The organism is Archangium sp. (assembly GCF_036388035.1).
Classification (GTDB): Bacteria; Myxococcota; Myxococcia; order Myxococcales; family Myxococcaceae; genus Archangium.
In genome coordinates this window covers 1-11,523 of the sequence record NZ_DASVSO010000424.1, presented here as the reverse complement: position 1 = coordinate 11,523, position 11,523 = coordinate 1, and the positions used below count along the sequence as shown (strand labels likewise).

The 11,523-nt window shown below is 70.1% G+C and carries 10 protein-coding genes and 1 pseudogene; 4 read left to right on the top strand and 7 right to left on the bottom strand.

Annotated features, from left to right (window positions below):
• From VF697_RS17075 to VF697_RS17050, 6 genes are all read right to left on the bottom strand, one after another.
• On the bottom strand, positions 1 to 1,278 hold a 1,278-nt coding region (locus VF697_RS17075; protein ID WP_331096277.1), incomplete at its 3' end, for a ribonuclease H-like domain-containing protein.
• A 12-nt stretch (positions 1,279 to 1,290) separates the two neighbouring features.
• Positions 1,291 to 3,708 carry a DEAD/DEAH box helicase gene (locus VF697_RS17070; protein ID WP_331096275.1) on the bottom strand — a complete coding sequence of 806 codons (2,418 nt, stop codon included), beginning with the start codon at positions 3,706 to 3,708 and terminating at the stop codon, positions 1,291 to 1,293.
• Between the two features lie 108 nt (positions 3,709 to 3,816).
• Positions 3,817 to 4,506 carry a DNA-3-methyladenine glycosylase gene (locus tag VF697_RS17065; protein ID WP_331096273.1) on the bottom strand — a complete coding sequence of 230 codons (690 nt, stop codon included), beginning with the start codon at positions 4,504 to 4,506 and terminating at the stop codon, positions 3,817 to 3,819.
• Between the two features lie 20 nt (positions 4,507 to 4,526).
• Positions 4,527 to 5,243, bottom strand: a complete 717-nt coding sequence (locus VF697_RS17060; RefSeq protein WP_331096271.1) for a double-CXXCG motif protein — start codon at positions 5,241 to 5,243, stop codon at positions 4,527 to 4,529.
• A 20-nt stretch (positions 5,244 to 5,263) separates the two neighbouring features.
• Complete coding sequence (locus tag VF697_RS17055) at positions 5,264 to 5,983, bottom strand: TIGR02269 family lipoprotein (protein ID WP_331096269.1); 720 nt, start codon at positions 5,981 to 5,983, stop codon at positions 5,264 to 5,266.
• A 64-nt stretch (positions 5,984 to 6,047) separates the two neighbouring features.
• Positions 6,048 to 7,556, bottom strand: a complete 1,509-nt coding sequence (locus VF697_RS17050; RefSeq protein ID WP_331096267.1) for an FAD-dependent oxidoreductase — start codon at positions 7,554 to 7,556, stop codon at positions 6,048 to 6,050.
• A 224-nt stretch (positions 7,557 to 7,780) separates the two neighbouring features.
• On the opposite strand from VF697_RS17050, the gene VF697_RS17045 reads away from it, so the two are divergent.
• The 4 genes from VF697_RS17045 (at position 7,781) to VF697_RS17030 (ending at position 11,127) form a co-directional block, all read left to right on the top strand.
• Positions 7,781 to 9,100, top strand: a complete 1,320-nt coding sequence (locus VF697_RS17045; RefSeq protein ID WP_331096265.1) for a sensor histidine kinase — start codon at positions 7,781 to 7,783, stop codon at positions 9,098 to 9,100.
• Positions 9,097 to 9,504 carry a response regulator gene (locus VF697_RS17040; protein WP_331096263.1) on the top strand — a complete coding sequence of 136 codons (408 nt, stop codon included), beginning with the start codon at positions 9,097 to 9,099 and terminating at the stop codon, positions 9,502 to 9,504. The genes VF697_RS17045 and VF697_RS17040 overlap by 4 nt, the downstream gene beginning before the upstream one ends.
• Positions 9,505 to 9,534: 30 nt before the next feature.
• Entirely contained in the window at positions 9,535 to 10,305 is a 771-nt protein-coding gene (locus VF697_RS17035) for a glutathione S-transferase family protein (protein WP_331096261.1), read from the top strand.
• 75 nt (positions 10,306 to 10,380) lie between these two features.
• Entirely contained in the window at positions 10,381 to 11,127 is a 747-nt protein-coding gene (locus VF697_RS17030; protein WP_331096259.1) for a MerR family transcriptional regulator, read from the top strand.
• Positions 11,128 to 11,156: 29 nt separating this feature from the next.
• On the opposite strand, the pseudogene VF697_RS17025 reads toward VF697_RS17030, so the two are convergent.
• Positions 11,157 to 11,523 (bottom strand): annotated as a pseudogene (locus VF697_RS17025) (hypothetical protein); the annotation flags it as partial.

The window sequence follows — 11,523 nt, the reverse complement described above, 5'->3', positions numbered from 1 at the left end:
GTGCTCGTACAGCTTGGCCAGCGCGAGGTGGAGGGGCGCGGCCTGCTCCTTGCGCGCCGACGCGAGCGCCCGCTGGAGGTTCGCCGCCGCCGTCTGGTCATCCCCCACGCGACGTGACAGCCGCGAGGCCAGCGCGAGCGCCTCGACGCCCACGGCGCCCCCGTCTCCCGCGGCGGCGGCGCGAGCGAAGGCATGGGCCCGCTCGTAGTCCCGCGCCCGGAGCGCCACGCCGGCGAAGCCCAGCAGGTCGCGCGGGTCCTTCCCCTCGGTGCCACTGGCCCGGAAGCGCCGCACCAGCATGCCCAGCAGCGCCGCCAGCAGGAGGAGGTCGTTCGCGTTGTGCTCCAGCACCGGCGTCAGGCCCGAGCCGTCCGCGCCGCGCAGGAAGCGGAAGTAGAGCTCGGGAATCTGCGAGCCGTCCACGTCCCCCACCCGGTGGTAGCCGAGCACCTGCTCCTCCAGGTGGACCAGCCGCGTGCCGGAGCCGCGGTATTTGAAGACGCGGCGCGCGCAGTGCAGCAGGTCCAGGTGCGGCAATTCGGAGGGCGTGGGCACGCGGTTGAGCACGAAGCGCGTGCGCAGCAGCGGCCAGTCGAAGCTCTTGCCGTTGAACGTCACCAGGCACGAGGACTGGGCCATGCGCTCGGCGAGCACCCGCAGCATGGGAGCCTCCTCGCCCATCTTGCGCAGGAAGAGCTGGTGCACACGCAGCGAGCGGCCTTCGAACCACGCGAGCCCCACCAGGAAGGGCACGGTGCCCGTGCCGCCCGCGAGCCCCGTCGTCTCCGTGTCCAGGAAGAGCATCCGCTGGAAGTCCACGCCCGAGAGCCCCGGCTGCAGCGCGAGGCTGGCCACCAGCGCGGACTCCACGTCCAGTGCCTCCGCGAGAGGGGCGCTGCCATGGCAGTGGTCCGGCGGCAGCACGCGCTCGGCGACGTGGACCACGCCATGCGGCGTCGTCCGAGGCTCGGCCGGCAGCGGACCTGGAGCTGGCGCGGAGGAGGGACCCCGGCGGGCGATCGCCGCGCCTTGTCTCTCGGCCCAGTCCCCGAGCATCCGGCGCAGCGCGACCACGCGCGGGTCCGGTGCCTTCGGAGACTCGGGAGCGGGAGTCTCCGAAGCGGAAGCGGCCTCCACGGGCTGGGAAGGCGCCTCCGCCGCTGGAACGACAGCGGCCGCCTCCGGCCCCGGGACTTCCGGAACAGGAGACGGCTTCGTCCCCGCCTTGCCGCCGGGGCCCACACCGCCGAGTCGTGCCAGCTTGCGCTTGAGGTCCACGGTGCGCCTCGCCTACTGCAGGGCCCCTACCCCGAGCGCCGACAGGAGCTCGAGGCCGAGCCGCTTGCGCGGATGGGCATCCACCGGTGCGCTGCCGGGCAGGGCGCCCGCGGCCGGGCCGATGCAGGCGGGGCACCCGTCCTCACAGGCGCACGACTCCAGCAGCCGCCGGGCGCGACGCAGCAGCTCCTCGCGCTGGTCGAACAGGCGCGCGGCCAACCCCACGCCGCCGGGCACGTTGTCGTAGAGGAAAATGGTGGGATCGAAGCCCACGCCCCCGTCCTTGCGCGGCGGTCCGTCCGCGTCGTCCTTGCTCCCGAGCGTCTTGCCGAGGTCCCTCGGGTCGATCATCAGCCCCACGCAGGCCACCGTGCGCAGCGCGCTGGCGATGCCGCGGAGCGCGTCGATGACAGCGGGCCGGGGCGCCCCCATGGCGCGCACCACGGACTCGGGCACGGTGAGCCAGAGCGAGGTGGTGTGCATCTGCATCTCGGGCAGGGTGACCTCGCCGTAACCCACGTTCTCGTGCGTGTGGTACTTGATTTTCTTGTAGCCAACCACCTTCTCGATGACGCTCACCTCGCCCATGCCCGCCTGCAGCTCCGGGCCCATGGGCGCGCCCTGGTCCTCCTGGATGACGTTCACCCGCACGTACGTCATCGCGTCGGTGAAGTAGTCCGGGGCCACCTTGCGCACGTAGGCCTTGTGGTTGTCGTAGTCGAAGCGCTCGACCTGATACTGCTCGGCCTCGTGCTGGTAGATGGCCTGCTCGTGCAGCATCGTGTGCGCCGAGCGGAAGTCCATCTCCGCGAGCGTGCGGTCCGTGCCCAGCTCGATGATGACCACGTTGTCCCAGCCCACGCTGCGCAGCGAGACGTGGTTGGCCGGGTACGCGTCGGTGGACCAGTGGAACATCTTGCGGCCCTCGGGGCCCGGCGTGGAGTGCACCACCTCGTGCTGCGCGAGGAACCCGAGCGCCTCCTCCGTGGACTCGGCCGGCACGTTCCCGAAGGAGTCCCCTTCCGTGAAGGGCAGCTCGAAGGCCGCGCACTTGAGGTGCTGGACGAGGATCTCCACGTTGTCCGGATCGATGCGCGCGTGCTCCACCGGAGCGCCCGTGAGGTACTTCGGATCCGCGGCGAGGTACTGGTCCAGCGGCGCGCTGGAGGACACCATGAGCGCGAGGCTGCCCGCGCCCCGGCGTCCCGCGCGGCCGAAGCGCTGCATCAGCGCCGCCACCGAGCCCGGGTAGCCGGCGCACACCACCGCGTCGAGCGAGCCGATGTCGATGCCCAACTCCAGCGCGCTGGTGGCCACCACGCAGCGCACCCCGCCCGAGCGCATGGCGGCCTCGGTGGCCCGGCGCGTGCCCGGGAGGTAGCCGCCGCGGTAGCCCTGGATGAGGTTGGGGTCCATCTTGTCCGCGATGAACTGGTCCCTCAGGTACTTGAGCATCACCTCGATGTTGTTGCGCGACTGGCCGAAGAGGAGCGTGGACACCTCGGCGCGCACCAGGTCCGACACCAGCTTCACCGCGCTCTTGAGGTAGCTGGCGCGGATGCCCAGCTCCGCGTTCACCACGGGCGGGTTGTAGACCATGATGCGCCGCTCGCCCGCGGGCGCGCCGCTCTCGGAGATGAGCGACACCTCGCGCCCGAGCATCCGCTCGGCGTGCGCCTTGGGGTTGCCGATGGTGGCCGAGGCGAGGATGAAGGTGGGCGAGGAGCCGTGGAAGGCCGCCACGCGCTGCAGCCGGCGCAGCACGTTGGCCAGGTGCGAGCCGAAGACGCCCCGGTAGGTGTGCAGCTCGTCGATGACGACGTAGCGCAGGTTGGAGAAGAGGCGCGCCCAGTTGGCGTGGTGCGGGAGGATGCCGGTGTGCAGCATGTCCGGGTTGGTGAGCAGCACGCCGCTGCGCTCCCGGGCCGCGCGCCGGGCATCCGCCGGAGTGTCCCCGTCGAAGGTGATGGCGCCGTGCTCCAGGCCCGCCTCGCGCATGAAGACGCGCAGCGACTCCTCCTGGTCCCGCGAGAGGGCCTTGGTGGGGAAGAGGTAGAGGGCGCGCGCCTGCGGCTCCCGCGCGAACCGGTCCAGCAGCGGCAGGTTGTAGCAGAGGCTCTTGCCCGAGGCCGTGGGCGTGGCGATGACGAGGTTGCGCCCTTCGCGCGCCAGCCGGTACGCCTCGGCCTGGTGGGAGAAGAGCCGCTCGATGCCTCGGCGCTGGAGGGCCTCGCGCACCTGGGGCGCCACCTCTTCGGGGAGGGGCGCGTAGGAGCCGGTGCGCTCCGGCGTCACCTCGTCGAGGACGAAGTTGGGCCAGAGCTGCCTGTCCTCGCGCCACCCCTTCAGGACGGCCTCGAGACCGCGGGGACCCGACCAGGGCTTGCGCCGGGAACCGGCGAAGGCCCCTTCTTCCTTCTCTGGCTTCATGGGGCCGGGCACTGTACAGACGTGTACCCGGCGAGGCAACGCGCGAGCGCCCCTCGTCCCAAACAGGGCCCAGGCAAGCGTCGTGACCTGGACGTGGGGGAGGCGCGGCTACTCCGGCAACTCCAGCGAGCGCCACAGGTACCAGCTCGCCACCGTGCGCCACGGGCGCCAGCGCTCACCGTGGGCCAGCAGCTCCTTGGGGCGCGGCAGCTCGGAGAGGCCGTACGTGCGCATGAAGCCCTTGCGGACGCCGTAGTCATCCACCGGCAGCACGTCCGGTCGGCCGAGCCGGAAGATGAGCAGCATCTCCACGGTCCACTGGCCGATGCCACGCACCTTCGTGAGGTGCGCCACCAGCTCGGCGTCGCTCATGCGCCTGGCTCGGGCCAGCGTGGGCACCTCGCCTTCCAGCGCCTTCGCCGCCAGGTCTCGCAGCGCCGCCGTCTTGGCGCCGGAGAGCCCCGCCTCGCGCAGGCTCTCCACCGGGTGGGCGAGCACTGCCTCGGGCGTGAAGCGCTTCCCCATTCCCACACGCTCGCAGACACGACCGAAGATGGTGGCCGCCGCCTTGCCGGTGAGCTGCTGGTAGGCGATGGACCGGGCCAGCGCCGCGAAGGGGCTTTGCAAGGCCTCCACCTTCATGCTGAAGGGCCCCACCCGCTTCATCAGCGCGCCGAGCGTCGGGTCCGCCTTCGCCAGCGCCCTGCGCGCGGCGGGCGTGAAACCCTCCGGCAGGAGGCTCTCGGCGGACGGCAGGGAGTCGGAAGCAGGAAGGACACGCTTGGTCGCGGCGGGCATGGGCCTCATCGTAGTGCCCTTCACTTCGACGCGAGAGGGTGGAATGCAACGCCGTCCAACCCCAGGCGATGGCAGGCATCGACGAAGCGCTCGGTGCAGACGATCACGCCGGAGAAGTCCTCCAGCCGGAACAAGTCGCGATCGCCGGGAAGCGTGCTCGCATCCAGCAGGAGCTCATCGGGCAGCGTGACGCCAAAACGGTGACACCGAGAGCAAAGGGGTTTTCGATCGGGGGGCAGGCAATCGGGGTGCGCATGACCCTTGGGGAGGATTTCCAACTCGAGCAACTCGGGGGAGTTCCGTTGGCGGAAACGAATCTCAGTGCGGCACCCCTTGAGTTCTCGCAGGCCCTTGGCCTGGAGCTTCTCCAGCGCTTCGCGCTGCACCAGCAGCCACCATTGCTCGATAGAAAAGAACGACCCGAAGCGGCCTCGGGCATTGCCGACGAGCGGGCCCAACTCCGTACCAGGCTTCAACATGGCCCCTGGAGGCAAAAAAGGGCGCACCAGCTCACAGAGCCTTTCATACTCCTCGATGGGCTCGGCTCGGGCCTCCTCGAAGTCGGCCAGGGCGGCCACCGGAGTCAAATCCACCGAGGGATACGTTCTGGCGCCGCCTCCCCAAGTCAGCTTGCATCCAGGGCATTTGAAAATGCCTGGAAGGCCCCACTTGTGCACGGCGTCCACGGAGCCCGTGTAACCCGAGTTCCTGTCTTTCTCGATCCTGAAATGTTGCATCCGGGTGCTCCCAGGCTCCATCAATCGCAGTTGTAGGGCACGAGCGGGCCGAGCACTCCGAATCGCATCATGAGTTCGCCCGCGAACCGCCAGATCTCCTCGGGCGGGGCATCCTCGTTCTTATCCTTGAACTGCCGCCAGGCCTCATTCCACTGCCCTCCGTCTGGCCCGCCACTATGCAGCCACTGGTGGAAGCCCCTGGGAACACGAATGGTGAAGGCGTGGATGTCGATGTGCTTACGCTTGAACCACCGGGCCAACACCGACTGCTGCGGGAAGATGTGGTGCTTCTCGAAGGGCTCGCGCGGGGGAGTGAGGCAATGGTGGCGCCAGAGTTTACGCGCCCCCACCTCGCGGGTCTTCCAGTTGTGCCAGGGGATTTCGAAGACGGGGTCCGCCGAGGTGGGCGCGGCGAGAGGGTGTCCCCACCAGCGGTGATGAAGCGGCGGCTCCACCAGGGAAGAACGAAACATCGGAGCCGGAGCAGCCGGAACCACGGCCTGCGCCAGCAGCACGGGGCGGGCCTCCACCTCCGCGACGTCCTGGCAGCGCCAGATGGCGCAGCGCGCCTCGTTACACAGCGGCACCACGCACGTGGGGTCCGCGCGAGCCGCCTCCCACGAGGAGGACACGAGCTCGGGCGCCTCCACCTCCTCACGCACGTCGGGCGCCGAGGTGACACAGGCGCTCAGCAGCACACCGAGGAGCGCGAGACCCAGCCTGGAGGGGGGAAAGCCCATGCGGCCCATGCTACTCGCGGCCGCTGCCTCGCACCTCACCCTCGCGGGGTGACGCCTCCCCGGCTCAGCGGACCTTCTTCGACGGCAGCCCCTTCACCGCCGGGCCGTTGAGCACCTCGCCCGTCGGGCTGAAGCGGGAGCCGTGGCACGGGCAGTCCCAGGAGCGCTCGGCGTTGTTCCAGTGCACGTAACACCCCACGTGCGTGCACACCGGGCTCACCGCGTGGACGGCCCCGCCCTCGTCGCGGAAGACGGCCACCTTCTTGCCGTCCACCTCCAGGATGCGACCCTCGCCTTCCGGCACCTCGGACAGGTCATGCCCTTCCGGCTTCGCCAGCCGATCCGCCACGAAGTGGAAGGCCACCTCCGCGTTCTCCTGGATGAAGTCCTTCGCCCCCGCCTTCGCCTTCACCCGCGTGGCGTCATAGAGCGCCGCGTACGGGTTCTGTCTCCCCAGGATGAGGTCCGTCAGGATCATCCCCGACAGCGTCCCGAACGTCATGCCCGTGCCCGAGAAGCCCGTGGCCACCCACACGTGCCGCGAGTTGCTGTTGCGCCCGATGTACGCCAGTCCATCCGCCGGCTCGATGACCTGGCCGGACCAGCGGTGGGAGATCTCCGTCACCGGGAAGCGCCTCAGCGTGTACGCCTCCAGCGCATCGTAGTGGCGCTGCGTGTCCTCCTCGGTGCCCACCTTGTGGTCCTCGCCTCCGACGATGAGGTAGTCCACGCCCTCCACCCGCTGGGTGCGGATGTAGTGATACGGATCCTGGCTGTCGTAGTAGAGCCCCGCCTCCAGCGGCGCCGCGAGCCGCGCCGCCACCGAGTAGGTGCGGTACGCGTACAGCTTGGTGTGCAGGAAGACGCGGTTGAGCGGCGTGGTCGTCGCCTCCACCACGTCCCGGCAGGTGAGGACGCCGTGCGGCGTATGCACCCGGCACGGCACGCCCTCGTGCAGCTCCGTCACCTGCGTCTCCTCGAAGATGTAGCTGCCGTCCCCGAGAATCCCCTCGGCGAGCGCCAGCAGGTACTCGCGCGGGTGGAACTGGGCCTGATCCTCCACGCGCAGCGCCAGCTTCACCGGGTAGGGCAGCGGCACCTCTTGCGTCAGCGAGCACATCAGGCCCGCCTGCCGGGCCGCGGACGCCTCGCGCTCCAGTTCCCGGGCCTCCCGCTCCGTCTCCGCGTAGCGGTAGCCGGGCAGGCGCTGGAAGCCGCACGAGATGCGCAGCTGCTCCACCAGCCCGGCGATCTTCTCGATGGCCGCGCGGGAGGACTCGGCCGCCATGCGCGCGCCCTTCTCCCCGAAGTCCGAGGCGAGCGTGGCGTAGGGCGTGTCCAGCAGCTCGGTGAGGTGCGCCGTGGTCTGCCCCGTCTGCCCCGTCAGCAGCCGGTGCATCTCCACCACCGCCACGCGCTTGCCCTCCTGCTTGAGCAACCAGGCCGTGGTGAGGCCGGCGATCCCCCCGCCAATCACCACCACGTCCACTTCGAGGTCCCCCCGCAGCGCCGGGTAGCGCCGCGCCGGGGTCGTCACCGTCCACAGCGACTTGTGCGTGCGCTCTTCCACCATGAGCCAAAGGCTAGGAACGCGGCCGGGGGGCGGAAAGGCGAGCGACCGGGCTGCCTCGCCTGTCTGCTTGCCCTCCCCTGGGAGCCTCGGGTTGTACACGAGCCAACAACCCGGGCCTCGGGATGTTGGCCACTCATGGCGAGTACCGGAGTACCATGGGGATACTGGGCCTCACTGACTAGTAACTCTCGACCTGTTTGCCGAGGACCCCGGAGAGTCACGTCTTGCCATCCACCGCCGCCCTGCCGTCGCCCCCCCCACCGGGCCCCGAGGCGCGACTCGCGTTCGCCGAGCTATTGCTCGGCTGCGACGAGGCGAGGACGTGTGCCGAGGCCGCCGTGGCGTGGCTCGTCCACCACACGCACGCGGTCCAGGTGCTGTGCCTCGCGCCGGACGAGTCCGACTCCCACCGGCTCGTTCCCCTGGCCAGCCATGGGCTCGCCGAGGCCGAGGGCTTCATGCTCGCCCTGCATGATCCAAAGCACCCGCTGGTGGAGGCGCTCCAGTGGACCGAGCCCCACTGGTTTCCTCCCGGGGAGCTGCCCCCGGAGCTGCCGCTGACGGGCACCGGTGTCTTCTCCCTGTCGCTCGGCCGCGGCGGGCCGGGCACGCCCGCCCCCGGGCTGCTGCTGGTGGCCTCACCCGTGCCGGAGCTGCCCTCCGACACGACCTGGCTCGCCGGCCACCTGGGCATGCACCTCTCGCGCCTGGACAAGGGCCGCCAGCTCTCGCGGCTCGAGGCGGCCTCCTCCGAGCTGGCCGCCCGGGTGAATGCCGCCACCGAGGAGCTGGCCACGCAGAACGAGCTGCTGCGCCGTCAGGCCATCCAGCTCGAGCAGGCGAGCGCCGCCAAGTCGCAGTTCCTCGCCAACATGTCCCACGAGCTGCGCACGCCGCTCAACGCCATCCTCGGCTACACCAACATGCTGCTGCAGGGCGTCAATGGCGAGCTGCCCCCGCCCCAGCGCCGCAGCCTCAGCCGCATCGACTCCAACGGCCGCCACCTGCTGGAGATCATCAACGAGATCCTCGACATCACCCGCATCGAGGCGGGCCGGATGCCGCTGCACCTGTCCGAGTTCCGCATCCCCGAGCTCGTCCAGGAGGTGATGGCCGAGCTGGATCCGATCATCGTGCGCTCGAAGCTGGCGGTGAGCACCGCGCTGGATGCCAACCTGCCGCAGGCCTACAGCGATCGGCAGAAGGTGAAGCAGATCGTCGTCAACCTGCTGTCCAACGCCCTGAAGTTCACCCACGAGGGCTCCATCCGGGTGCTGGCCTCGTACGAGGTCGCCACGGCCACCTTCCACATCGCCGTGGAGGACACCGGCATCGGCATCGAGCCCAGCAACCAGGAGAAGGTCTGGGAAGACTTCCAGCAGGTGGACAGTTCCCCCACGAGGCCCTATGGCGGCACGGGCCTGGGACTCTCCATCTGCCGGCGGCTGGCCGCCATGCTCGATGGGCGCCTGTCGCTCAAGAGCGCGCTGGGCCAGGGCTCGACGTTCACCCTGCACCTCCCCCGACGTACGAGGCGGACATGACTCCCCCAGCTCGAAACGACACCCCGCCCCTCGTCCTGATCGTCGATGACTACCAGGATGCCCGGGAGATGTACGCCGAGTACCTCGAGTTCTCGGGCTTCCGCGTCGTCGAGGCCCGCAACGGCGCGGAGGCGGTGGAGAAGGCCTTCGCGCTGCGGCCCTCGGTCATCTTGATGGACCTGTCGCTGCCGGTGATGGACGGCTGGGAGGCGACGCGGCGCCTCAAGGCGGACGTGCGCACGCGCTCCATTCCCGTGGTGGCCCTCACCGGCCATGCCCTGGACGGGCACTCGCGCGAGGCCCAGGACGCGGGCTGCGACGCCTACGTCACCAAGCCGTGCCTGCCGGACGCGCTGGTGCGCGAGGTGCAGCGCGTGCTGGCGACCGTGGCCCCCGCGGCGTAGGTTGGTCGGGGTGCTGGGAGGCACCGCCCCATGACCCGACCCGTTCTCGTCGCCGCCTCGTTCTCCCCCTGGTCGGAGCGCGCCCGCTTCGCCCTCGACCACCATCGCATCGACTACGTCCAAGAAGAGTACATGCCGTTTCTGGGGGAGCCGCTGCTCCGGCTGCGCACCCGGGTGTTCCGCGGACAGCTCTCGGTGCCCGTGCTCTTCCATGACGGCCGCGTCATCCGTGACTCCGTCGAGATCGCCCGGCACGCCGACCGCGTGGGCTCGGGCGCTCCGCTGTTCCCCTCGGGCGCCGAGGCGGAGATCGCTCGATACGTGGAGATGGCGACCGGGCTCATGGAGGCCGGGCGCGCGGTGAGCATGCCCCGGATGCGCCAGAACCCGGCCGTGGGGCGCGAGAGCCTGCCTCCTTCCCTTCCCGCCCCGCTCCGCGCCGTCCTGAGTCCGCTGGTGGGCATGGGGACGGCATACATCGCCAGGAAGTACCGCGTGAGCGAGTACCCCCTGGACGAGACCCGGGCGAAGATACGACGGACCCTCGAACAGCTCCGGACCGCGCTGCGCGGCCGCGGCACGCTGCTGTCCGACTTCACCTTCGCCGATATCGCCGCCGCCGTGGCGCTGACCGTGGTGCGCCCGGTGGAGCACCCCGTGATTCCGCTCGGGCCGGCGATGCGCGCCGCTTTCACCGAGCCGGGACTCGCGGACGAGTTCGGAGAGCTTCTGGAGTGGAGGGACCGGCTCTACGCCGAGCGACGATCCGCTCGTCCAAGGGGCAACCAGGCTTCGCTTTAGCCCTTGAGCCTCACGCGACGTGAGGGTGTACCCCTCTTTTCAGCCACACCCGCGTGGCTGAAAGGAGCGTGTCTCATGCGGCCAGAAGCCCTGAAGGTGGGCGAGCTCGCCCGAAGAACCGGGCTGTCCGTCCGCACCCTGCACCACTACGACGACCTGGGCCTGCTCTCGCCGTCACTTCGCACGGCGGCCGGCTATCGGCTCTACACCCCGGAGGATGTCGCCCGCCTCCAGCGCATCCTGTCCCTCCGCCAGCTCGGCTTCTCGCTGGAGGAGATCAAACGCTGCATCGACGAGCCCGACTACTCTCCGCTCCGAGTGCTGGAGCTGCGCCTCGCACGTGCTCGCGAGCAGCTCACCCTCCAACAGGAGCTGTGTCAGCGCCTGGAGGCGCTCGCCGTCCAGCTCCGCTCGGCGGAGACACCCTCCGTCGACCAACTCCTTCAAACCATCGAGGTCATGACCATGTTCGAGAAGTACTACACCCCCGAGCAGCTCCAGGAACTCGAGACGCGCCGCCAGGCCCTGGGTGAGGACGCCATCCGCCAGGTCCAGGAAGAGTGGCCCCAGCTCATCGCCCAGATGCGCGCCGAGATGGACAAGGGCAGCGACCCCGCCAGCGAGCCCGTGCAGAAGCTCACCCAGCGCTGGGGTGAGCTCGTCCGCGCCTTCACCGGCGGCAACCCGGGCATCGAGAAGTCGTTGAGCACCATGTACCAGCAGGAGCCCAACGTCGGCGCCCAGTACGGGCTCGACGCCCAGCTCTTCGCCTACGTGAACCGCGCCATGGCGGCGGCGAAGAAGCCCGGCACCCCTGCATGAGACGGCGATGCAGCGGCTCCTGACGCCACTCAGCGAGCCGCTGCCACCTTCTCGGCTTCGAGGACGAGGGCATCCGCCCACGGGGGCAACCGCGCCCAGCCAGCGGTGTGCTCGGTGCGCGCGTAGAACTCACCGCCCGCCCCACGCGCCACGAGGAGCTGGCCGATGCCCTTGTCTCCCCGCCGGTACTCCACGCGGAACACCTCGCGGGGAGTACCCCCGGGTGGCTCCTCGCCTCGGCCCAGCAGGTCCGTCGGATTCACCGCGAGCAGCCACACCCGCTCGTGCCACCTGCGGGCCGTCTCGTCCGGTGAGTCCGGTGCGTCCTGGGGCACGAGCTCCGCCGGACGCCGCGACCGGACGAGGAAGGTGCGCGAGTTGCCCCCCTGCGTCACG